Annotated in this window: 16 protein-coding genes; 11 read left to right on the top strand and 5 right to left on the bottom strand. The window is 45.1% G+C overall.

Translation table 11 applies throughout. The features are described 5' to 3' along the window. Position 1: 1 nt before the first annotated feature. From HNP76_RS03450 to lnt, 3 genes are read right to left on the bottom strand one after another with little or no spacing between them, the layout of a single operon-like run. Positions 2–733, bottom strand: a complete 732-nt coding sequence (locus tag HNP76_RS03450) for an energy-coupling factor ABC transporter ATP-binding protein (RefSeq protein WP_184657533.1) — start codon at positions 731–733, stop codon at positions 2–4. 11 nt (positions 734–744) lie between these two features. Further along, a complete protein-coding gene (locus HNP76_RS03445; RefSeq protein WP_184657531.1) occupies positions 745–1,323 on the bottom strand; it encodes a biotin transporter BioY in 579 nt (192 codons plus the stop codon). Between the two features lie 35 nt (positions 1,324–1,358). Further along, positions 1,359–3,182, bottom strand: a complete 1,824-nt coding sequence (gene lnt, locus HNP76_RS03440) for an apolipoprotein N-acyltransferase (RefSeq protein ID WP_184657529.1) — start codon at positions 3,180–3,182, stop codon at positions 1,359–1,361. Between the two features lie 66 nt (positions 3,183–3,248). On the opposite strand from lnt, the gene HNP76_RS03435 reads away from it, so the two are divergent. From HNP76_RS03435 to sbcD, 5 genes are read left to right on the top strand one after another with little or no spacing between them, the layout of a single operon-like run. Continuing rightward, on the top strand, positions 3,249–4,427 hold the full coding sequence (locus HNP76_RS03435) for a galactokinase (protein WP_184657527.1): 1,179 nt from the start codon (positions 3,249–3,251) through the stop codon (positions 4,425–4,427). Further along, the gene (gene surE / locus HNP76_RS03430) at positions 4,417–5,187 is read left to right on the top strand and encodes a 5'/3'-nucleotidase SurE (protein WP_184657525.1); all 771 of its coding nucleotides are present in this window, start codon (positions 4,417–4,419) and stop codon (positions 5,185–5,187) included. Before HNP76_RS03435 ends, surE begins: the two co-directional genes overlap by 11 nt. A gap of 24 nt (positions 5,188–5,211) precedes the next feature. Then, positions 5,212–5,886, top strand: coding sequence for a tetratricopeptide repeat protein (locus tag HNP76_RS03425; RefSeq protein ID WP_184657523.1), 675 nt, complete (start codon positions 5,212–5,214; stop codon positions 5,884–5,886). A gap of 36 nt (positions 5,887–5,922) precedes the next feature. After that, the gene (locus tag HNP76_RS03420; RefSeq protein WP_184657521.1) at positions 5,923–8,016 is read left to right on the top strand and encodes a hypothetical protein; all 2,094 of its coding nucleotides are present in this window, start codon (positions 5,923–5,925) and stop codon (positions 8,014–8,016) included. Positions 8,017–8,019: 3 nt separating this feature from the next. Continuing rightward, positions 8,020–9,306 carry an exonuclease subunit SbcD gene (gene sbcD / locus HNP76_RS03415; protein ID WP_184657519.1) on the top strand — a complete coding sequence of 429 codons (1,287 nt, stop codon included), beginning with the start codon at positions 8,020–8,022 and terminating at the stop codon, positions 9,304–9,306. Here sbcD and HNP76_RS03410 read toward each other — a convergent pair. Then, the gene (locus HNP76_RS03410; protein ID WP_184657517.1) at positions 9,303–9,983 is read right to left on the bottom strand and encodes a YkgJ family cysteine cluster protein; all 681 of its coding nucleotides are present in this window, start codon (positions 9,981–9,983) and stop codon (positions 9,303–9,305) included. The genes sbcD and HNP76_RS03410 overlap by 4 nt on opposite strands. Positions 9,984–10,077: 94 nt before the next feature. Here HNP76_RS03410 and HNP76_RS03405 point away from each other — a divergent pair, with 94 nt between their 5' ends. The 4 genes from HNP76_RS03405 to HNP76_RS03390 all read left to right on the top strand — a co-directional run bounded on the left by HNP76_RS03405 (position 10,078) and on the right by HNP76_RS03390 (position 18,581). Further along, entirely contained in the window at positions 10,078–12,900 is a 2,823-nt protein-coding gene (locus HNP76_RS03405; RefSeq protein WP_184657515.1) for an SbcC/MukB-like Walker B domain-containing protein, read from the top strand. Positions 12,901–12,954: 54 nt separating this feature from the next. Continuing rightward, the gene (locus tag HNP76_RS03400; RefSeq protein WP_184657513.1) at positions 12,955–14,709 is read left to right on the top strand and encodes a dicarboxylate/amino acid:cation symporter; all 1,755 of its coding nucleotides are present in this window, start codon (positions 12,955–12,957) and stop codon (positions 14,707–14,709) included. 40 nt (positions 14,710–14,749) lie between these two features. Then, positions 14,750–15,934: a phosphotransferase gene (locus HNP76_RS03395; RefSeq protein ID WP_184657511.1), complete on the top strand. Its 1,185-nt coding sequence runs from the start codon at positions 14,750–14,752 to the stop codon at positions 15,932–15,934. Between the two features lie 235 nt (positions 15,935–16,169). Then, positions 16,170–18,581 (top strand): glycoside hydrolase family 94 protein, encoded by a 2,412-nt coding sequence (locus HNP76_RS03390; protein WP_184657509.1) that lies wholly within the window; start codon positions 16,170–16,172, stop codon positions 18,579–18,581. Positions 18,582–18,803: 222 nt separating this feature from the next. Here the strand turns inward: HNP76_RS03390 and HNP76_RS03385 are convergent, their stop codons facing one another. Further along, positions 18,804–20,789: a glycosyl hydrolase 53 family protein gene (locus HNP76_RS03385; protein WP_184657507.1), complete on the bottom strand. Its 1,986-nt coding sequence runs from the start codon at positions 20,787–20,789 to the stop codon at positions 18,804–18,806. A 95-nt stretch (positions 20,790–20,884) separates the two neighbouring features. Between HNP76_RS03385 and HNP76_RS03380 the strand changes: the two genes are divergently transcribed. Together HNP76_RS03380 and HNP76_RS03375 are read left to right on the top strand one after the other, a co-directional pair. Then, positions 20,885–22,393, top strand: coding sequence for a CotH kinase family protein (locus HNP76_RS03380; protein ID WP_184657505.1), 1,509 nt, complete (start codon positions 20,885–20,887; stop codon positions 22,391–22,393). Positions 22,394–22,396: 3 nt separating this feature from the next. Next, complete coding sequence (locus HNP76_RS03375; protein WP_184657503.1) at positions 22,397–23,398, top strand: M23 family metallopeptidase; 1,002 nt, start codon at positions 22,397–22,399, stop codon at positions 23,396–23,398. Positions 23,399–23,407 lie beyond the last annotated feature (9 nt).

The following is a 23,407-nucleotide window of genomic DNA, read 5'->3' as shown; positions in this document are numbered from 1 at the left end:
ACTATCTCCAGATCAAATCGCTCAGGTTCTCGTAGCGGACCAGGGGATTTCGGATTGACCATTTTTCCAGCGGAAGTTTTAGGGCTTCCCCGGCTTTTCCGTCAAAGACCAGCTTTCCCTTTTGCAGAACCAAAAAGTGGTCAGCCAGCCCCAGGCATTTTTCAAGTTCGTGGGTGAGGAGAATCACTGTCTTTCCTGCTGAGTGAAGCTGGGAAAGGAGATTGTTCACATCGAGGACAGCCGGATAGTCCAGGTTTGCGTAAGGCTCGTCAAAAATGATTATGTCACGCTCCATGGCAAGAATCGATGCAACTGCAAGCCGTCGTTTTTCTCCGCCCGAAAGAAATTCTGCCGGAAAATCGGCTTTTTCGCACAGGCGGACATTTTTGAGGGCTGCTTCAACCAGGGCCGGGATTTCTTTTTTAGGCTTTTTGATGTTCTTAAGCCCCACGGCCACGTCTTCCCTCGGAGTATCGCCCAAAATCTGAGTGCCTGCTTCCTGAAAGACAAGGCCCGGCTTCGATGAGGTAAAAATCTTTCCTTCGCTTGGCTTCATGAGGCCTGAAATAAGCTTCATGAGGACGCTTTTTCCGCTGCCATTGGCTCCTGCAACGATTGTAAGGCTTCCTTTGGCAACTTCAAAAGAAATGTCCGTTAGGGCCTCAGAATACTGGGAGTCTGAAGTGGAGAGAAAGCGTTTTGTTACGCCTTCAAGTTTTACGGCTTTTTCCATACTTTCCAATTTTATTCCTCGCTGTTGAGGTATCTGGCTGCAACCGGTCTGAGGGCTCTGATCAGGGGGATCGTGACTGCCCATTTGATTAAATCGCCCGGAATAAAGGGAATGAAAGTGAGTTTGAGGGCGCTCTGGAAGGTCTGAGGCTTTCCCTTGCCTGCCATTACATGCATGAACCATGGAATTCCCGGAAGATAGACCAGGGCATAGGCAATCAGTGAAAGGAGGGCGATTTTAATGATGAATTTCACGTCCTTTTTCTTTTCGCCGAATTTTGGCTTTCCGAGAGCCAAGCCCAGAAAGAGGGAGCCAAGGGCATAGCCCCACATGTAGCCGCCGGTTGGTCCTAAAATGATTGCAAGTCCTCCGTGGGCGTTTGCGAATACCGGAATTCCGACCGCTCCAAGAATCATCCAGATAAAGACTGAAAAGGCTCCGTAGAAAGTTCCTAAGATTCCGCCTGCAAGAATGCAGAAAAGGTTCTGTACTGTGATTGGAACTCCGCCCGGAAGTGGAATTGCGATTACACAGCCTATTGAGATGAGGGCTGCAAAAAGAGCCGTGAATACATATTTTCGTGATTTCAATTGTTAACCTCTTAAATTTTTAGATGTTAACAATTTTATAGATTCCAGTTGCTCCAGTCAATAGCAAAAATCCTGTCGTAGTTTTCGCAGACTGAATCCCAAAGCTCATACCATTCGAGTGAGTGAGGAAGAAGGGTAACTTTGATGTGAGAGAGCTGGACTTCTTCTTGGTGTTTTTGCCTTGCAGCCAGGAAAATATATGCGAAAGCGAGGAAAATAAGGCTCCATGGAAGCCAGTCACCGTAGAGGGCGTAAATTGTCATCTTGCGCTCATAAATCGGAACCTTGTATGAAAGGGCTCCTTCCTCAAAAAGAGGCAGCTCTGCAAGGATTTTGCCGGTCGGGTCGATTACGCATGTGTAGCCTGCGTTTGCCGAGCGGATTGTTGTCGTTCTGTATTCGATTGAGCGGTAGTGGGCCACGACAAAATGCTGGATTTCAGAAGATTCTTTCTTTGACCATGAATCATTCGTGATGTTTACGAAAACTTCGCTTCCGCACAAGTACAGGCCCCGGCAGACTTCGTGAGCCGAATCATCAAAGCAGATTGGAGTGGAAATAAAGGCAGTTTTTTCCTTGCTGGCTTTGGGATGCTCTGCCAGCGAGTAAATCTTGAAATCTTTTTCCGGCTCGATTGAATTTTTGAGTGGAATTTCAAAGAGGACTAGTTTTTTACCCGGAGTCCAGCCGTAGGAGAAGCCTATCATTTTTTTGATTAATTTTCGTGCTGGCTCGTACTTTCTGAATGGAATCAGCTCGGCGAAAGGAACAAGGTGCATTTTTGTGTATGAGCCAGAGAGCTTTCCCTTCTGATTAAAGAGAAGGGCTGAATTGCCGTATTCGTGCTTTTCGTTGTCGAAAACTTCCGGGCCACCGATTATGAAAGGGGTTTTGTTTTCGCTAATGAATTCAATCAGGGGTTTTTCTGACGGAATGAACCTGTAGTAGAGTTCAGCGGCAGGAAACCTCTTGAGAAGGACGGCCTCGCTCCATACGACGAGATCGCAAGTTTCGCCGGAATTTGTGTATTCATCAAGCTTTTCCTGGGTCAGCCTTTGGGCCAGCAGGATGTCTTCCTCTTCGTTTTCACGCTTAGGATTGCGGTTTTGCTGGACCAGGATTGTGTTCATGGTTTTGACCGGGGAACTTTGAGTCGCAAGACGGTAGGCCCCGTAAATAATTGTCAGGCCGAATAAAATTGCTGCCGTCAAGCAGCTTTTTCTGTATGAATCGAAGATATTTCTTCCGTCTGATGAATTTGAGATTTTACCGAGTAAAAGGGTGCCTTCGCCGAGAATTGCAGAAAAGAGGGCGAAAAGGAAGGTAACTCCGTACACGCCGGTGATGTCAGCGATTTGAGTGATTAGGGGCCATTCGTATGCCGTCATGGAGATTGTGCCCCATGGATAGGCAAGGAAGCCGGTTGACTTGCAGTATTCCCAGATTACATAGATTGAAGAGAACCAGAAAATCCGGAAAGGAACTTCGAAATGAAAGCTGGCTGAGGATGACTGAAGCTTTTGGAATCTGCTTGCGAAAAGAATCGGAAAATAAAAGGCCAGGGAGAAGAAGCCCTCGAAAAAGCCTGTGCCCAGGTCAGAGGCGCCCAGGGTAAAAATTGCAAAGCCGTGGAAATTGCCCAGCCAGAAGCTTGAGAGAAGGTGGGCGACCGAACCGTGAATGAAACAGAGGATGAATGTCTCTTTGACGCTTTTACAGCTGGCCAAGACTATATAGAAGGGATAAAGCGCGAAAAGCCCGATAAGTGGAGAGCCGAATTTGAGGAACTCGTTTGGAATGGCCAGGGCTATGAGTAGTGTTGAAAGAAGCGTACAAAAAATTTGTAAAATTCGAGACATTGTGTTATCATTTTATTAAGTTGCATTTAAAAAAGCAATTGATTGAAATAAGCGGTGGGGGATTCTATGGATCTTGTAAAAGATATTCATAAGTCTGAATATGGTCAGTTTCCGGATGTTGTAGTCTGCACGCCCGGAAGATTTCATTTGATTGGTGAGCACTCTTGGTTCTTCCGTGATAAAACGCTTTCGATGGGCGTTAACCTTCCTGTCTATGTCGCGGTTTCTTTCCGTGACGACGCTGCCTTCCATTTCTATTTTCCGCAGCTCAAGGACCGCAAAAAAATTTCCATGCTGGGAATGAAATATCGCAAGGAAGACCGCTGGGCAAATTCCATAAAGGCCATGATTTACGGTTTCACTTCCGGCGGATTTGAAATAAAGGGCATGAATTTCACGATTTATTCGGACATTCTGCCGTCTGCCGGCTTCGGAATCAACACGGCCATGAAGGTCGGTTCAGCCTATGCCATCAACGAGCTGCAAAACCTGAAGTGCGATGAGCCTCAGATTCTTCAGGCAATGGCAAGGGGCAACCTTCGCTTCCTTAATTCAAATCATTACCTTTCAGACATTCTTGCAGCCATCCATTCCGACGAAAAATCTCTTGTCCTCACGGACCATGCCACTAAATCCTGTCAGCTTCTTCCTTTTGACTATCCAGAGAAAAAAATCATCCTTGTTGATACAAAAGTTCCGCGCGTAAACATATGGAACGAAGAAATCATCCGGGAGCCGGAAAGCGCCCTTCTTTTGGGTGAGTTAAAGGACCGCAAGTCTTATGTAAAGGGCGGCTGGCGCTACGAGGAAAATCCTCATGAAGTCAACCTTGTCCTTTCGATTGCCCCGGAGATGATTCACAAAAAGCTCAACAGCATAATCAAGGAACATCAGTATGTGCTTGATGCCTGGGACGGTCTTGATAAAGGCTCATTCGGCAAATTCGCGCGGGCAGTCAACCACAGTCATGAAAACATGCGCGATGAATACGAAATCTCTTGTCCTGAGATTGACTGGGTATTAAAGCGTCTTTCTGAGATTAACCCCAACAACGATGATTCCCGTAATCCATTCAATTGTGGCCGCATCACGGGAAAGGGCTTCGGCCGCTGTCTGTACGCAATCCTCGACGAAAAGGATGTTCCGGAATTCAACAGCAAGCTTTCAGAATTCACGAAAATCTTCGGATTCCGAACTTCAAGCCATATCGTAGAGCCTGCGAAGGGAGTCAGCATTGTCTCATAAACTCAAAAAAGTTCTTGTTACTAATGATGACGGAATCAATGGCAGGGGACTTCAAGTTCTTGTCGAGTCACTGAAAAAAGTGGCTGAGGTTTACGTGCTTGCTCCTGATTCAAACAGGTCAGCCGTGTCTAGCAAAATCACCATGGGTAAGGGGCTTTCCATTCAAAAGTTCGGAGAGGGCCTCTATGCCTGCTCAGGAATGCCTGCTGATTGCGTAATTACAGCCTTTAAGTCTCCCTTGTTCGGAGTTCAGTTTGATGCAGTCGTTTCCGGAATAAATTCCGGGCCCAACATGGGAACCGACGTAGTCTATTCTGGCACCTGTGCGGCTGCCCGTCAGGCTGTCCTCATGGGAGTTCCGGGGATTGCAGTCAGCCTGGAGTCAAAATATCTTGATTACGAAATTGGCGACGAGGGCTTCAATTTCAAGCCTCTGGCTGATTTTACGGCAAATAACCTTGATGAGCTTATTTCTCTGTGTGACGGTGAGGTTTTTGTAAGTCTCAATGCTACTTCTGCCGATAGTTATAAAGAAGCGGCTTTTGCTTCTGGATGCATCCGTGATTACGGTGACAAAGTTTCGATAAAATCTGAGGGTGAAGATTTATTTTCGGGGCATTGTACAAGTGACGGACTGTCGGTGACAGGCGAGGCCGATTCTGATTATAATATTGCACGCAGCGGAAAGATTGCAGTTTCGCTGATTTATGCCGAGCCGGTGTTAAAAAGGGCGGGGCAAAGCGTTAAATTTAAATTCTAAGATTGGCTTTTCGCGGGAGGGCGTATGGCTGATAACAATATTCTCAACGAAGGAATCTCCATGTATCACAAGGGCGACTTTAATGGTGCCCTCGCTTTTTTCCTTTCTTTACCGGAAGATTCTGAAATAAACAATATTGAGCTGGCTTACTACATTGGTTTGTGCTATGCCAAGCTTGAGCATTATGATGATGCCCTTTTGTATCTGGAGCAGGTTGTTACGGGCGGGCTTGAGCTTGAGCGCGTCTTGCAGTGCAGGTATGTGCTTGCTGTAATTTATGCCAACAGCGGCCGTAAAAAACTTGCGGAGTTCGAGCTGAATAAGCTGCTGGAGTCTGGTTACAAGCCGGCTTCGGTTTATACTTCTCTCGCTTATGTGGCATGGAAGCAGGATGATGTTGAAAGATCCCTGGAATTCTACAAAAAGGCCATTGAGCTTGAACCTGATAATCCTACGGCCCTCAACGGAATGGGCTATGTCCTTGCCTGCGAAAACCGGGATCTCACTAAGGCACTTTCTTTCTGTAAGCGTGCCCTGGACAAGAGACCTGATTCTGCGGCCTGCATGGACAGCGTGGGCTGGGTTTACCTCAAGTTAGGCCTCATGAACGATGCTTTCAAGTATCTCAATCAGGCTCAGGAAAAACTTCCCAATAACGAAGAAATTGCCGAGCATTTGAGAATCGCACAGGAAAATTAAACGGAAACTTGGAAATTGAAAACGGAAAATAAAAAAATGAAAATTAATAAAGTTAAGTCCTTGATTACGGTTTTTCTCATTTCTTTGGCAGCCCTTCCTGCTTTTTCCCAGCAGAGCGGGGCATTAAAAAGCCAGGGGGCTACTGAACGTTCTTCCATCGGTGCCCGCACGGCAGCATCAGGCTTTGCCGAGCAGGAATTCCGCCGGGGTGTTCAGGCTTATTACCGCGGAGCCTTTAATGACTCAATCCTTCAGTTTGAAAAGGCCCTTTCATATCTCCCTGAAGAAAATGTAATCCTTGACTGGCTTGGAAAGGCCTATTACCGCTCAGGCGTTGAGGGGGCAGCCCTGGAGCACTGGCAGTATGCGGCTGGCGAGGGCTATGGCGGCCTTCTTTTGCAGAACCGTATTGAAATCGTCCGTGACAGGCGTCTTCTTGCCGGAGCCGCTCTGGAAAAACCTGTCCGCTATACAGAATCTGGCAGCTATGCAGGCAAAAATCCTGATGGCAACTTTGTTTTCAGCCAGCCGGTTTCAGTCCTGCCTAACAATGACGGAACCATGTGGGTTCTTTCTTACGGCTCAAATGAACTTCTCAAAATCGACCTCAATGGTCTGGTAATTGACAGAAACGGCGGTTACTTCAACGGATTTGACCGCCCTATGGATTTAATCAGATTGCACAACGGCAACCTTCTTGTCAGTGAATTCGCCGGTGACAGGCTCAGCCTTTTGGATTCAAAGGGAAGCTTCATCAAATTCATCGGTGAAAAAGGTGCATCTGTGGGTAAAATGGTCGGTCCCCAGTACATGGCCGAGGATTCAGACGGAAATATCTATGTAAGTGATTTTGGAAATAGCCGTGTTGACGTTTTTGACGCCGAGGGAAATCCTCTTTTCTTCTTTGGAACAAAGAGCGATGATTTTCCGGGGCTTAAGGGACCAACCGGAATCGCAATTTACGAGAACAATGTTTTTGTAGCTGACTGCCTCACGGGTGCCGTATACCGCTTTGATGTTTCTGGCAACTATCTTGGTCTTCTCTGCAAGAACAAGACTTTCAAAAAGCCTGAGTCAATGAAGAGATGGGGCCGCTATCTCGTTACATGTGATAAAAATAAGGTCTACTCAATCGACACTGACACGGGGGCCCTTTTCGAAAACCTTTCTTCGGGCAACGCTCCTTCACGCCTTACCAGCGCTGTTCCTGACATCAACGGAAACATCCTCGTCACAGACTTCTCTTCAAATGAAGTCTTTGTTATGGCTAAGCTTTCCGAACTTGTCGGCGGCCTTTTCGTTCAGATTGAGCGCGTTGTTTCTGATTCCTTCCCGAAAATTACGCTTGAAGTCAAGGTTGAGAACCGTTCCCGCCAGAGTCTTGTCGGCCTCAAGGAAAATAATTTCTTCGTCACCGAAAATAAGGCTCCTGTAAAGAATTACAAGCTTGAGGGCGCTGCCTACGCAAACGATTATGCTGACATCACTCTTTTGATTGACCGCTCTCTTTCATCTTCACGATACGAGGAAAGCATGGAGAACGCCGTCAAGGAGCTGGCTGGCGCAATGAAAAACCGCGGTACCCTCAGAATCGTAAGTGCAGGCGAAGTTCCTCTGATTGAATATGAAGGTGCTCCTTCTGGCGCTGCAAACTTTAAGCTCAAGAACCTCAAAAATCCTGCTTCTTCAAGAGTTGCCCTTGATGTGGCTATCCGCATGTGCTCAAATGCATTGATTAACGCTGCCAAAAAAAGCACGATTGTCTACATCGGTGACGGACGGGTTACTCAGGGTGCATTTGATAAATACGGATTAAGCGATTTGACTGCTTACCTCAACAACAATGCGATTTCTTTCGTCAATCTCCTTCTTTCTCAGGGAGCGGCCGAAGCTGAACTCAACTTCATCTGCGACCACACTGAGGGCGGTGCTTACTATGTCTATCGTGACGAGGGCCTGGCTGGCATTGTCGAGGACATCATCAATATTCCTAGCGGTATTTACGTTCTTTCTTATGAATCAAGCCTTGCAACTGATTTTGGTCAGAGATACCTGCCGGTTGAGCTTGAGGCCTTCATCATGAACCGAAGCGGCCGCGACGAGACTGGCTATTTCGCTCCATTGCAATAATTTATGAAATTCATTCACACTGCTGACTGGCATCTTGGAAATCAGATGCACGAAATTGACAGGCGGGGGGAGGCTGAGGCTTTCCTTCGCTGGCTCAAAAACCTTATAGCCGAAAAAAATGCCGCCACCCTTGTAATTGCGGGCGATATTTTTGACACTGCAAATCCCAGTCTTGAGGCAAGGCGGCTTTATTACACCTTCCTTGCTTCTCTTGTCGATTCCTGCTGCAAAAATGTGATTATTATCGGCGGAAATCATGATTCGGCTCCCATGCTGGACAGCGCAAGGGAACTGCTTGAAGTGCTCAATATCCGCGTGGTCGGCTCCATTAATAATCTTCTTCCTTCACAGATCTGCTTTGAGCTTAATGATTCAGAGGGAAAGGCTTGTGGAATCTGCATGGCCCTTCCTTTTGTTCGCGAAGTGGAGCTTAGAAATCTTCTTTCTGAATCTGAAAAATGTTCTGACGGGGATTTATATACAAAAGTATATCAAAAAATATATACTTTGGCCTTTGAGGAAGCCGAAAAATTAAGGGCTGGCCGGCCCCTTCCTGTGATTGCGACCGGGCACCTGTACGCCGCTGATCTGGAAGGACGCCTTTCCAGTAAAAAATCCAGTGAAAAGTGCGATGACGGCATGAAAGTCCTTGATGTTCTGGGCACTCTGGGAAACGTGCCGGCTTCTGTCTTTCCGCCAGTTGATTATGTAGCCCTGGGTCACATTCATTATTCTTCGATGGTGGCAAAAAATCCTGCAATCCGCTATTCAGGCTCTCCTTTTGTGATGGGCTTTGACGAAGCCTCTCTGCCTCATCATGTCCTTTGCGTGGATGTCGAAAAAGCTGGGGAAGCAAGCCTTAATGTAGAAAAAATCGAGACTCCAAAAACTTATCTTTATAGAAGAATTAGCGGAACTTTGGCTGAAATCAAAAAAGAGCTTGAGAAATTCTCAAAAAATTCAAAATCTGAAAAAGCCGAAGGAAAAAAGCCTATTTATATCGAAGTCTGCTACAAGAGGGAACTCGGCGTAAGCGCTCAGGATTATCTTGCTGATGCAATCAAGGCTCTTCCTGAAAATGTAAGCGTGGTCAGCTGGAAAATCGCTGATTCTGAGAAAATCCTTTCTTCTTCCCTTGAAAATTTTGAGGCTTCTGAAGTCAAAAATCTCGACGACAGGGAAATATTTACCCAGCTGATTCTTTCAAAATCAGGACTCTCAGCCGAAAGCGAGGAAGGAAAGGCCGCTATTGAGAAATTCCTTCCTTTATTCATGAAGATGGCCGATTAAGCTGCAGCCGGGGATGGCGTTCCGTTTGGATTGTCGTTTCCGTTGTCGTTCATGTCAATCAGCCACAAAAGCCTTTGAATCATCTGGGGCAAAATCTCGTGAATCAAAAATGTCTCGCCGTTTGATGAAGAGCTTGCGTCTCCGGTCATGTCGCTCATCAATGGCGGAACAGCTCCGATTACAATCTCGGTTTCAGACTCAGAATACTGCCTTTTTTGAAGGGGCGGATTGTGCTTTAAAAGATAATCTTCCGGGTAAAATTTGCAGGGCCGCCAGACTTTTTCGCCAGTGCGTGAGCGGAAGCTTGATGCGCCAAAAAGCCTGCATATAAAAGGCCTGCCTCCGTAAATCGAGCAGTGAAAGGGGGAGTCGCTTTTAAAAAGGCGGCAGGTTCCGTCTTCGTGTGAGAAGGGAAATTCTCCTTCTGCGATTTTTCTTGCTGTAAATTCCTGATTTTCCAAAAGCCAGGCTGCCATGTAAAGGGCTTCACCTTCGAGAATGTCCGGTTCAAAACCGTGGCAGCATGAGCCGCAGCCTGAGGGGCAGTTAAAATTACTTTTTTTGTACCAGTCGCCTTGTTCGGCTTCAATTCGTTCGTAGGAGCTTTCGATGCTCAAAAGTGTGCTGTAAACAGAAGTTCCCTCAAGTTTTTTCAAAATATTGGGGATTTGTGTCATGATGGAAAAGAATAGCTTATGCGGGGGGATTTTTTCAAGATATTTACGAAAATTTTAAGTGTTTTTTCCAGGGATTTTTTGCTATAATTTTCCCATGCGGATCACAAAACTTGAATTTGAAAACCTCAATTCTTTAAAAGGAAAATGGTCAATTGATTTTACACACCCGGATTATGCGAAAAACCACGACATTTTTGTGATTCACGGACCTACAGGCAGCGGAAAAACCACCCTGCTTGATGCTATTACCCTTGCCCTTTACGGACGAACGCCCCGCCTGGAAGCAATCAACAACGGCGAGGGCGGAAACGAAATCATGACCCGGGGAACAGGCTTCTGCCGGGCCAGCGTGACTTATTCCTGCAAAAAGGGGCTTTTTCTTTCTGAATTTGAGCAGAGGCGGGCAGGCGGAAAAGCTCAGGGAAATTTACAGAAGACTTCTTTTAAAATCACGAAAATTGACGGTGAAAAATCTGATTTGGGCGAACTTTTTTCCTCACAGGAAGAAGTCGTTGCTTCCGGAAGCGGCGGAATAAATTTTGAAAAAGAGACTCAGAAAATAATCCAGCTTGATTACAAGCAGTTCTGCCGCTCAATCATGCTTGCCCAGGGCGAGTTCAGTGCTTTTTTGGAAAGCAATGCCAGGGAGAGGGCAGAAATCCTTGAAAAACTGACCGGAACTGAACGCTACCGGGCAATCGGCAAGAAAATTGCGGAAAAATTCAGTGAAATCAAAAAGAATTTCCAGTTTGCAAAGAGTCAGAAGGAAGAAATCGAAAGCCTGATTCTGAGCGGAGAAGATGAAAAAAAGGCGGCGGAATCAGAAGTTCAGATTGAAAAGTCCCTTTCAGAAAGCGAAAAAAATCTTTCCAGACTGGAAAAGGAGCTTTCATTTTTTGAGGAAATAGAAAAACTCAAAAAAGAGGGCGAAAATATTTCCTCGGGGCTCACGGAATCTGATAAAAAACTTTCTCTGGCTCAGGAAAATGCGGCAAGTTTAAAAGATGAGCTTGAAGGCCAGCAGAAGGATTTTGAAAATCAGCAGATATTATGGAAGAAAGTCCGTGAGCTGGACGTAAAAATCACTTCCGCGCAAAAAACTTTCACTGAATCAGAAAATCGAAAGAATTCGGCTTCAAACGCCCTTTCTGAAAGCGAGAAAAAAATTGCTTTCCTTGAAGAAAAAATCTCCGGCCTTGAAAAATCCCTTTCTGAAGTCGAAAAATATCTTTCTGAGAACGAAAATGATGCGAAAATCTCCGAGGCGGCGGCAAAAATCGCAGCCCTAAAGAATTCATTTAATCAGGCAAAAGATTCGGCTGCATCTTTCCAAAGGCAAAAAACTTTCCTCGAAGAAGAACTTTCAAAAGTCAGCCTGCAAAAAGAGGAAGGAGCCCTTGAGCTTGAAAAAATAGACGAAACGATAAAATCTTTTGTCGCTTCCGATGCCCTTTTTATCGCCAAAATCCTTCAAACTCAGCTCAAAGATGGAAATCCCTGTCCTGTCTGCGGAAGCCTTTATCATTCAGGGGAAAATTGCGATGGGGGTGAAAATCCTGCTGAGACCCAGGAAATACTCGGCTCTGAAAAGGCACTTCAAATCGCCCGTGAAAGCTCGAATCTCACCAAAAAGCGTGAGGAAATCAGCTCAAAAATCAATGCGCTTGGCGAAAAAATCACTTCCCTTGAAGCTGAAATCAAAAATGCCGGAGAAAATCATTCTTCTCAAAAAGAAAACTGTCAGAAAATCCTTGATGAAATAAATGAAACCCTTTCAATCTGGCAGAAAATCGCCACCGAAGAGAATTTTGAGTCAGTCCTTGCAGAGCTAAGGCTTCGCTTTCAGGCCTGGAATCAAAAGACCGAGCAGCAAAAAAACTTCAACACCGAAAAATCAGCCAGAATCGCAGAAAAAAATGCCGTTCAGGAAAATCTTGCTTCTCAAAAAGAAAATCTTGAAAAGGCGGCTGCTGAATTCGAGGGAGAGAAAAACCTTCTTCAAAAACTTTTGGATGAGAGGACAGCACTTTTCGGCTCGAAAAATGTCGACCAGGAAGAAAGTCAGAAGAATCAGAAAATCCTGGCCCTGAGAAAGAACTTTGAAAGGGCGGAGAAGGATCAGAATGAGGCGAAGGAAGAAAAGGCTGCCCTTCTTGCAAAAAAATCCCAGCTTGAGCAACTCCTTTCAGAAAAAGAGGCGGAACTTGCTAATCTTCTTGAAAAATCTGATTCAAAAAATCTTATTAATAAGGAAGAAATCCTCGCAAAAAGAAATGAGCTTCTCCTTGAGAAAAAAGATTTGAATGAAAAACTGATTGACCTCAAGACAAGACTTCAGGCCAACGAACAGAACAAGGAGAGGGCAAAGAAAATCCTTGCTGACTGCCAAAAACTTCAGGAGGAGTACGGAACCTGGGAGCAGATGAATAAGTGGGCCGGAACCCGCGAGGGAGCGGATTTGTCGGTATTTGTTCAGAGCCTTGCCTTCAATTCACTTCTTGCCCTTGCAAACAAAAATCTTTTCGGAATCACAAAAAGGTACCGTGTCCTGCAGAAAGAGGCAGCCTCGCTTGAATTTGAGATTCAGGATATTTATTTTGAAAAGCCCCGTTCGGTCTCAAATTTAAGCGGTGGTGAGAAATTTTTGGTCAGTCTTTCCTTTGCGCTTGCAATTTCTGAATTTGCCAGCCGGAACGTTCGCGTGGATTCGCTTTTCCTTGATGAAGGATTCGGAACTTTGAGCGGCGAGCTTTTGACTGAGGCAATCAACGCCCTTAAAAATCTTCAGAAGCAGGGAAAAATGCTTGGAATCATCACTCATGTTCAGGACGTGATTAACGAAATCGAGCAGAAAATAGAAGTTAAGCCTTTAGCTCTCGGCCACAGCGTGCTGATTGGAAGCGGAATAAAATCTTAAAAAAATATTAATTTAAATTGAAAAAGAATTGAAAACCGTGCTATAATCTATTTCATGGAAGATTTACTTGATTCTCTTTTTTCGGACTTAACTGCTACTGGCTCTCAGATTTTGAATTTCGGAATTACCTGGGCTGTTATTATCCTTGCATTTATTGCATTCGGTTTTTTGCTTTGGCACATAAGGTGCCTTCGTGATGACTGTGAGTTCACGCTGACGCGGGAAAGCATCAGTGAGCAGTGTGAAAAAATCCGCACCCTGCTTACTTCAATGAAGGCAAATAAGCGTGAAGTTACTTATGCGCTTCTCCTTATTGAAGAAATTGTAGTCCGTCTGCATGAAAATGCCGGGCAGGCTGTCAGTCTCCGTGTAAGGCACTTTTTCGGTGATGTAAGCATTTCACTTTCTGCACGCGGAGAAGCCTACAATCCTTTTGAATCTGTAGAAAGCTGGAATACAGAAAGTGAAGATTACCTCCGCGACCTTATTTTCCGTGCCCACAAACTAAATTTGGGCTACAGCCGCAGAAACGGCCGGAATGTTGTTCTTGTCCGTGTTCATCGTGCAACTTCTCATTCTATGTACATAACCTTTACCGCAATGCTGATTGGTATTGCCTGTGGATTTGGAATGAAATTTTTGCCAGCCGGAGTCGCATCTTTTATTGCTGGCGGCGTGCTTTCTACAGTGCAGAGTCTCTTTTTGAATGCTATTTCACTTTTGCTTGCACCGCTTGTGTTCTTCTCGCTTTCATCCGGTCTTTCAAAATTGTCTGGTGGAAGTGAAATCGGGCGAATCGGCGGTAAGGTACTTGCTTCTTACCTTGTGACAACGGTGATTTCAATTTTAATAGGTTTTGGAATTTCATTTTTATTTTTCAGCGGCTCAGTTCCGTCTTTGCCTGAAAATCTTGCCGCACTGCCGGAAGGTATGCAGCAGTCAGCTGATGTTTCGGTCAGTTCGCTTTTGCTTGGTATTATTCCTCGCAATATGCTTTCCCCGATACTCGAAGGCAATATGCTTCAGGTTATCTTTATTGCCGTACTCACAGGTCTTGCTCTTTCGGCTCTTGGTGATAAAACTGCGGCTCTTAGAAGCATCTTTGACGAAGCAAATTCTTTGATGCTCAAAATGATGGAAATGATTATTTCCTTTATGCCGACGGTTGCTTTTGCCGCAATGGCACTTCTTGTCTTCTCATATGATTTGGCAACGCTTGCTGTCCTTGCAAAATATCTGATTTTAATCATTATCGGCGGAATAGCTCTGCTTCTGCTTTACTCTGCGATTATCATTATTTTCGGCCGGATTTCTCCTCTTGCCTATATCCGAAAGGCGTGTGTTTACATGCTTACACCTTTTATGATACCGAGTTCCAGTGCATGTATTCCTCTGACTATTGACTTCTGTAAGAAAAAACTTGGTGTGTCTAATAAGATTGCTTCATTTTCCATTCCATTGGGAGCCAGCATAAACATGAACGGTATAGCGATGAGCGTAATTCTTACGGTTATACTGCTTGCGCGTATGTGTGGCATTGAGCTTGATTTTGGTACTTGCGTTAAAATTGGAGTGCTGACACTCTTGCTTGCGATTGGAGCGCCTGGTGTTCCTAATTCAGGACTTGTAGTTGTTGCAACATTGCTTGTTGCAGGCGGTATTCCTGTTGGTGCCCTTGGTTTTGTTGTTGGAATTTGGAATATCGTTGACCGTTTACAGACATCATTAAATGTAAACGGAGACATTGCTACATGTGTTGTTGTTGCAAAGAGTGAAAACGAGCTGGATGAATCTTTATATTCAGAATAATTGCAAAAGTTTTAGGTAAAAATTGAGAGAAGGGGGCTTTATGAAATCATCTGTTGAAAATGGAAAAATCAAAATCTTTCTTGAAGGAAGAATTAACACAAACAATTCTGCTGAAATAGAAAAGAAAATTTTCGAAATCTGTGAGGTAAACACAGGCCTTACTCCTGAATTTGATGCCGCTGCTCTTGAATACATTTCCAGTACAGGTCTTCGCGTTCTTTTGAAGACGTCGAAATCTTCAGGCAAAAAAATAAGGATTGTAAATACTTCAAAAGAAATTTACGAGATTTTCGAGACTACGGGATTTACCAATATCTTTGACGTGCATAAAGTTATGCGCGAAATTTCTGTTGATGGCTGTGAGATGATTGGTTCAGGCGGCTACGGTAAAGTCTACAGAATTGATGAGGAAACAATCGTAAAGCTTTATCTTCCGAGCGTTTCGCCTGAGATGGTGCAGCAGGAGCGTGATACGGCTCAAAAGGCTTTTCTTCTTGGCGTTCCGACCGCAATTTCTTATGATGTCGTAAAGTGCGGTGAGTGTACAGGTGCTGTTTTTGAACTTTTGAATGCAAGGACTGTTGCACAGGTTATCGATTCTGAGCCTGAGCGCGTCCAGGAAATGGGAAGAAAAAGTGCCAGCCTTCTAAAGCAGCTTCATAAAATCGAAGTAAAGGATGATTCATTTCCTAACCGCAAAAAAGAATTTCTTGAATGGGCTGAGCGAATGAAGCCCTTTGTAACCCCTGAGGAAAATGCAGAAATCGTATCTTTTATCAATTCAATTCCAGATAAAAACATATTCCTTCACGGTGACTTCAACTCAAAGAATGTCATGGTTCAGAATGATGAATTCGTTCTGATTGACATTGGAGATGCAGCCGTCGGTCATCCTGTCTTTGACCTTGCCGGTCTCCTTCTTGCTTATATTTATCTTCCGAATTCTCCTATGCCCGATTACGAAAAATACCGTCTGCTGGGATTCCCTCTTGAAAATGCCAAGGCAATGCTCGAATCAATGATTTCAACATACTTTGAAATAAGCGACCCGTCTGAGATTCAGAAAAAAATTATGGAAATAATGCCGTATGCAAACATGCTTGCCTCATATCATGGAGCACGAAGGTCTAATTATGCGCCGGAATATATTCCTATGGTTGTCGAAAATGTAGTCCGAAAAAAGCTCTTGCCTTCAATTCGTACTGCCTCATCGCTGGACTGGTAATTTTTAAAGCAGGGCAAGCTTATAAAATTTATCTTAACAAAACTCTATTCTTTGTGTTATAATCTATAAGTTACTACAACCTTTTCGTAAATATGGACGGTTTTATGTATGAAAAGTGCGTTATTTTGATATTTTTTCAAAGATAATGTTACTATTTGCGCAAAAATTGTCCATATAATTATGAAAATTCAATAAAAAAAGCGTTCTAAAAAAGAGGCCGCGAAAGGAGAATTTGATGAAATACGGTTTTTTCGATGATGAAGCTCGTGAGTATGTTATTACACGCCCTGACACACCAGCTCCATGGGCAAATTATCTTGGTTCACCGGAATATGGTGCCGTAATCTCTAACAATGCTGGTGGATACAGCTTTGCAAAATCTGGTGCGAACGGCCGAATCTTGCGCTATGTTTTCAATAATTTTGATCAGCCTGGCCGCTATATTTACATCCGCGACAACGAAAGCAAGGATTTCTGGTCTGCTTCTTGGCAGCCGGTCGGAAAGGACTTGAAGGACTACAAGAGCGAGTGCCGCCACGGTACAGCATACACACGTATGCTCGCTGACTATTCTGACATTCATTCTGAGGCACTTTATTACGTTCCTCTTAACCAGTCTTATGAAGTATGGAAGCTCAAGCTCAAGAACACATCTTCAAAGACACGCAAGCTCACAATCACAGGCTATGCTGAGTTCACAAACAACTCAAACTATGAGCAGGATCAGGTAAACCTCCAGTATTCTCTCTTCATCGGCCGCACATATTTTGACAAGAACCGTGTCGTTCATCAGGTTCACGGAAACCTCGCCGACATCGAAAAAGACAAGAAAGTTGACGAAAAGAACGTTACAGAGCGCGTACTTGGCTTGGCAGGAAATCCAGTAGCTTCATACTGCGGTGACAAGGAAGAATTCATCGGCCGCTACCACTCATACGCAAACCCAATCGGAGTAGAGAAGGGCGACTTGGGTAACCATCTTTCTTACAACGAGAACTCTTGTGGCGCAATCTCAACTGTAATCGAACTCAAGGCTGGCGAAGAAAAATCAATCGCATTCATCGTTGGCATGAAATACACTGCAGAAGCAGGCAAAATCATCGATTCTTACGCAGATGTCGAGAAAACTTGTGAAAACGAAGTTGTCGAGCTCAAAAAATGGTGGCACGGCAAGTTCGAGAACTTCCAGGTCAACACACCAAGCAAAGAATTCAACACAATGATCAACACATGGAACGCTTACAACTGTTTCATGACATTCATCTGGTCACGCGCCGCTTCATTCATCTATTGTGGTCTCCGCAACGGATACGGCTACCGCGACACAGTTCAGGACATTCAGGGCGTAATCCATCTTGCTCCTGAGATGGCTGTTGAAAAAATCCGCTTCATGCTTTCAGCTCAGGTTGACAACGGCGGCGGCTTGCCACTGGTAAAATTCACACACAATGCTGGTCACGAAGACACTCCTGATGACGCTTCTTACGTAAAGGAAACTGGGCATCCGGCTTACCGTGCAGACGATGCACTCTGGCTCTTCCCGACAGTATTCAAATACATTTCTGAGACAGGAAACCTCGCTTTCATCGACGAAGTAATTCCTTTCGCAAACAAGGATTCAGGAACTGTTTACGAGCACCTCAAGCGTGCAATCAACTTCTCAATGGAGCGCTTAGGCCCTCACGGCTTGCCGGCAGGTCTTTACGCTGACTGGAACGACTGTCTCCGCCTGGGCAAAAACGGCGAGTCTTCTTTCGTAGCTTTCCAGTACTACTATGCAATGAGCGTAATCCGCCACTTCGCAGAGTACAAAAAAGATACAGAATACCTTGCTTTCATCGACAAAAAACAGGCTGAGTTCAAAAAACTCCTCAACGACCTCTGCTGGAACGAAGACCGCTTCATCCGCGGCTTTACAGAGGCTGGCGAGACAATCGGTAAAAAAGGTGACCCAGAGGCAAACATGTGGCTTAACCCACAGAGCTGGTCAGTCATTTCTGGCTTTGCTTCAAAAGAGCAGGCCGAAAAGGCACTCGCTTCTGTTCAGAAGCAGCTCAACACAGAGTACGGTGCAGTCCTCATGGATCCACCATACCACTCACACGCATTCGAAGGCGCTCTTGCGGTAATCTACAATGCAGGCGTAAAAGAGAACGCTGGTATCTTCTCTCAGAGTCAGGGATGGATCATCCTTGCAGAAGCTTTGAGCGGTCACGGAAAGGCAGCATTCCAGTATTTCATGGAAAATGCTCCTTCAGTACAGAACGAAAAGGCTGAAGTCCGCGTTCTTGAGCCATACTGCTACGGTCAGTTCACAGAAGGAAAGGCAAGTCCTCACTTCGGCCGCTCACACGTTCACTGGCTTACAGGTACAGCTTCAACTGTAATGGTAGGCTGTGTAGAAGGTATCATGGGTATGCGCCCTGACTTCGGCGGCTTGCGTATCGCTCCTTCTATTCCGTCTGATTGGAAGGGCTTCTCAATCGAAAAGACTTTCCGCGGCAAAAAACTCAAGATTACTGTTGAGAACCCGAACGGAAAGGAAAGCGGATTTACAGAGTTCTACGTTAACGGCGAGAAGCTCAGTGACAACTACGTCCCAGAGAGCAAACTCACCGCCGTAACAGAAGTTAAGTTGGTAATGTAATATTATGTAAAGCAACCGGCTCGGTGATTAACCTCAGCCGGTAAAAGCAAAAAACGGGCGTTAAGGAGTGAAACGGCTTACGAAAACACTCTGTTTGTGCTGCCGCGCAAGCGGCAAATGTATATAGTTACAAGCACAAACAGCGTGTAGCAGGCTAGCCTGCGGTTTCGATAAGCCGTTTTCACGACTGGAAGCCCGTTTTTTTGTTTTATCAGATAAATCCTAATCACCAATTCGGTTCAGCGTAAAGTCATCAAATGTTCCCCACGCTTTTGCGTTCAGCTTTGTGCGGACTCCAAAAGTAAGGGTACCGTCGGTGACTTTTATGTTTTGTATTGTCGGCTTTTTCCAGTCCTTCCAGCCCGTCACCATAAAGCTTTCTTTCTGCTCGCCGTCCTTTGTCTTTGCATACAATTCCATTGTAGATTCTTTTTTGGCATCGCCGCCCTGGGCATAAAGGAAAAGACGGTAGCTTCCGTTTTCGAGGCCGGTAACTTTCTGTTCAACCGTAAAGGCAAAATTGTCTGCCGCCCAGAAGTGAAGGGAAGTGTCGCCTGAGTGAGCATCATCTGCCTTTTTCTGGAAGTCAGCCGGATTCTTTTCGCCTGCAAAGTCGATTTTCCAGACAGAAGTGTCTTCTTCCTCAAAACTTGGATTTTTTACGAAATTCAGCATTTTTATGCTAACGTGGATTTTTGCTTCGCTTCCGTCCTCAAGTTTTCCCGTGATTGTGTAGTCACCTTCCTGCTTTGTATCGATTGATTCTAGCTCGCCTTTATTCCATTCTACGCTGACTTCAGTATTTTTTGAGCGGTCGTTGTAAATTACAGGAACCTTTTCAGGGAGTGAAATCTGTGAGCCCACGTTGCATGAGGTATAAAGGTCTGGAACGTCATCGACTCTGAGGGGAGCGCTTGAGCCGTATCTGAGGTATTTGAAAACGTTCAGAGATGGAAGAGGGTGGCCTTCAAAGTCGAAAAGAGCCTGATTGTCCCATGAACAGCCGCCGTAGTAGAGTCCTGCGTCTTCGGGGTCATAGTCTTTTGAGTAGCTTGTAGCCCAGCCGCTGCCGTATTTTTCCCAGATCGGGGTATTTGCCTCGCGGTCACATTTTCCGACCGGAATCCAGACTCCTTCCCAGTAAAAGACACCGCTTGCTCCGGCTTCAAAAGATTTTTCGCAAACGTCACGGATAATCCAGGCCTGTCCCTGAACTGTGGCAGGATAGCCCGGAACCGTGTCTCCCTTGCCTGAAATGCTGTTGCCGAATCCGTCGCCGTCTTCTGAAGTGTAGCAGTAAGAAGTTTCTGCGATTATGACCATTTTATTGTATTTTTCGCGGAGATTTTTGACGACTTTCTGCATGTTCTGATAAGAGCCGTGCCAGAAGGGATAATATGAAAGGCCGAAGACATCATAATCTACCTTCATGTTTGCAAGAGTTGCGGCTGTTCTGTCGATTCCTTCTGAATCCATGATTTGAGTGTAATGAACGGCGATTTTAATGTCTTTTTTCAGTTTTTTTGAAACCTGGCGGACGGCCCCGCTTGCTGAGCGGAGAAGCTTCATGATATTGATGATTTTAGTCTCACCCGCAAGGCCGAAGTTGATTTCATTGCCAATCTGAACCATGCCCACGTTAACGCCTTCCTTGATGATTTTGGTCAGGCTTTCTTTTGTGAAGTCTTCGAGGGCTTTTGCCTTTTTGTCGATATCAAGATTCTTCCAGGCCTTTGGAGCAAGCTGGCGTTTTGGGTCAGCCCAGAAATCAGAGTAGTGGAAGTCGATGAAAACCTTCATGCCGTATTTTGTGGCCCTTTTTCCAAGTTCGATTGCAGTCGCAAGGTCATTGTTGCCGCCACCGTAGCCCCTGCCATTTGAGTCATAGGGATCATTCCATACGCGGAGACGGATGTAGTTTACGCCTGATTCAGCGAGGGTTTTAAAAACGTCTTCTTCTTCGCCGGCGAAATTGTAGTATTTGACGCCGCTTTTTTCTTCTACGAGGACTGAGGAAGCGTCCATTCCCCGGATAAAATCATTGGGGATATTTTCAATTGGATCCAAATATATAGAAGATTCCTGACGACTTTCCGGCAATGGAAAGAGAGAATTCCCATTTTCTGCATTGCTGCAGCTTACAAAAAGGATTGAAGAGAGCAGGGAGCAGGTAAAAAGGACTGAATCTTTTAGCGATGACTTTTTCATAAAACCTCCAGAGTTTGCGCAATCGGTTGCGCATTTGTCATTATAGCACAGAATTTCTGCTTGTCAATAAAGTAAAGTCTGCTATAATCTTCTCTATGAAAAAAAATATTTTGTATTCGATTATTCTTTTACCGATTTTTTTGCTTTCAGCCTGTCATTCTGTAAAATCAGATGCTGCGCTCGACTATGTAAGTGATTATTCACCCAAAATCAGCAGAAAAATGCCGGTGATTCAAATAAATTCTGAGTCCAAAAAGAACGACTTCGTTACCCAGCCGATTTCAGCTGCCGTAAAGGAGCAGATGCTTCACTGGATGCCCGAAGTTCCAAATCCCACACCCTGGTACGAAAAATGCACGATAAGCCTTGCCGATGGTGAGGGTGAGCATTCTCTTGAAAATCTTGAGGCAAAAGTCAAAGTCCGGGGAAACTGGACGACTTCCTACGACAAAAAGCCCCTCCGCATCAAATTTGACAAAAAGCAGAATCTGCTTGGTCTTAACGGCGGAAAGGAATTCAAGGACTGGGTTTTGCTTGCAACCTACAAAGACTGGTCCCAGCTGCGTGATGCCACTGCCTTTTATGCAAGCAAGCTTCTTTCAGCGGATTACACCAGTGATTTCAGTCTGGTTGAAGTCTACGTCAATTCAGAATATTGGGGAGTCTATCTTCTCGCCGAGCAGCAGCAGGTCAAAAAGGGAAGAATCGATATTGCCGAGGCCAAAAAAGATTACAAGGGCTCTGACATAGGCTATCTGATTGAGTTTGACGGCTATTATTTTTCCGAGGAAGAGAATTTTGAAATCGACTATCTGGGCGAAATTCTGGACATTAACGGAAAGAAAATCAGCCTAATGCTGAACAAGGGCTATACGATCAAAAGCGACATTACTTCTCCTGAGCAAAAGGTTTTCATCGCTTCTTTCATGAACAATTTGTGGAAGATTTGCTACGAGGCGGTTTATAACAAGAAATATTTTGAATTCAACGAGGACTTTACGGCTTTGAGGGAAGCTGTCGGAATCAAAAACAGTTATGACTGCGTCTCAAGGTACATCGATATTCCTTCACTTGTGAACACCTACATTTTGTGCGAGCTTGCCTGCGACCCGGATTTGTTCTGGTCCAGCTTCTACATGGACATTGATTTTTCTGAAAGCGGCGCGAAAAAGCTCAAATTTGAGGCTCCCTGGGATTTTGACTCGGCCTTGGGCAACAAGAATTTCTGCGCGGACTCAAAAGGAATCTATGCCGGAGCCGTCAGCTGGGATGTCAACCACCAGAAGGAAGGAACCGGCAATCCATGGATGATGATTTTCATCAACTGTGACTGGTTCCAGAAACTTGTCCGCCATAAGTGGACCCTTGCCCATAAGCAGAATGTTTCCGGCAAGGTGCTTGATTTTATTGATGCGGCTCAGCTGGCATATTCTGAGAATTTCCGTCACAACACTGAACGCTGGAACAACATCGGAAAGGATAAAAACGGTGCCTTTGAGTTGTGTCAGGCTTCGGTCTCATGCAAAAATCAGGCGGAAGCCCAGGCCTATCTAAAAGACTGGCTTTCAAAACGCTTTGAAGAGCTGGACAGGCTCTGGTTGTAGATTATGAAGAAATTCGCCGTCCTTTTTTTGCTTTTACTTCCTCTTTTCGCTTTTTCAGAGTCAAAGCGGATTGAATACGAGGATTTTACCTTCACGGCTTTTTACAGGCAGAACCTTCAGCCGGGAGATCCTGTCTTTCTTCGCCTTGAATTTGAGACTTACAAGAAAAAATTCATCAAAAAATTTAAGGCGAACTTTATTGAAGCCGGAAATCTTGAAGTATACCGTCTTCTTGATGAAGGAAAATTGGAGGAAAAAGCGACGGCAAAATCAAAATTCTATAATATTGAAAAAAATGTTGAGAAAAAGCATGTGAAGTCTGTCCTTCTTACTGCATCTCCACTTTCAACCTGGGCAAAGTTAGGTGATTATGTGGCAAAAATCGAATTCGTCGCCTTTGAAAGAAGGGGCGTGGTGGAAATTCCATTTAAAATCTGTGAAAAGGAATTTATTTCCGAGACTATTCCCCTTAATGCATCAAATACAAAAATCAGGACAAACACTTCAAGCGAGCGGATGGAGCAGATAAAAAGACTGAACGCAATTCTTGATACTAAAAATTATGATGCGGTTTACGAGACTTCTTCCTTTGCGCCTCCCACACCAGCTACCCGGCGGACTTCTTTCTTTGGTGACAGGCGGGTTTTTGCCTATTCAAACGGAAAAAGTTCCACAAGCCTTCACTACGGAATTGATTACGGCGTTCCAAGTGGGAGCGAAGTGCGTTCCTGTGGTCGTGGCAAGGTGGTCATGGCAGAGGACAGAATCACGACCGGCTGGAGCGTCTGCATCGAGCATCTTCCGGGCCTTTATTCACTTTACTATCACATGAGCCAGCTTGATGTCCAGCTGGGGCAGATGGTTGAAAAGGGGGAGCTCCTTGGCCTTTCAGGAGCGACAGGACTTGCAACAGGCCCCCATCTGCACTGGGAAATCCGCCTCAATATGGAAGCAATAAACCCTGATTTTATGACAGAGGATTTTGCCTTCTCTGTACAGGAATAAGCTTCTGTC

The sequence above is a fragment of the Treponema ruminis genome, assembly GCF_014201975.1.
GTDB classification, from domain to species: Bacteria; Spirochaetota; Spirochaetia; order Treponematales; family Treponemataceae; genus Treponema_D; species Treponema_D ruminis.
Note: the sequence above shows the minus strand (reverse complement) of the source record. Positions and strands in the feature narration are given on the sequence as shown.

Coding starts and splice junctions, on each gene's coding strand:
- HNP76_RS03450 (WP_184657533.1), bottom strand. CDS start 733: ATGGAAAAAGCCGTAAAACTTGAAGGCGTAACAAAACGCTTTCTCTCC.
- lnt (WP_184657529.1), bottom strand. CDS start 3,182: ATGTCTCGAATTTTACAAATTTTTTGTACGCTTCTTTCAACACTACTC.
- HNP76_RS03435 (WP_184657527.1), top strand. CDS start 3,249: ATGGATCTTGTAAAAGATATTCATAAGTCTGAATATGGTCAGTTTCCG.
- HNP76_RS03425 (WP_184657523.1), top strand. CDS start 5,212: ATGGCTGATAACAATATTCTCAACGAAGGAATCTCCATGTATCACAAG.
- HNP76_RS03420 (WP_184657521.1), top strand. CDS start 5,923: ATGAAAATTAATAAAGTTAAGTCCTTGATTACGGTTTTTCTCATTTCT.
- sbcD (WP_184657519.1), top strand. CDS start 8,020: ATGAAATTCATTCACACTGCTGACTGGCATCTTGGAAATCAGATGCAC.
- HNP76_RS03410 (WP_184657517.1), bottom strand. CDS start 9,983: ATGACACAAATCCCCAATATTTTGAAAAAACTTGAGGGAACTTCTGTT.
- HNP76_RS03405 (WP_184657515.1), top strand. CDS start 10,078: ATGCGGATCACAAAACTTGAATTTGAAAACCTCAATTCTTTAAAAGGA.
- HNP76_RS03400 (WP_184657513.1), top strand. CDS start 12,955: ATGGAAGATTTACTTGATTCTCTTTTTTCGGACTTAACTGCTACTGGC.
- HNP76_RS03395 (WP_184657511.1), top strand. CDS start 14,750: ATGAAATCATCTGTTGAAAATGGAAAAATCAAAATCTTTCTTGAAGGA.
- HNP76_RS03390 (WP_184657509.1), top strand. CDS start 16,170: ATGAAATACGGTTTTTTCGATGATGAAGCTCGTGAGTATGTTATTACA.
- HNP76_RS03385 (WP_184657507.1), bottom strand. CDS start 20,789: ATGAAAAAGTCATCGCTAAAAGATTCAGTCCTTTTTACCTGCTCCCTG.
- HNP76_RS03380 (WP_184657505.1), top strand. CDS start 20,885: ATGAAAAAAAATATTTTGTATTCGATTATTCTTTTACCGATTTTTTTG.
- HNP76_RS03375 (WP_184657503.1), top strand. CDS start 22,397: ATGAAGAAATTCGCCGTCCTTTTTTTGCTTTTACTTCCTCTTTTCGCT.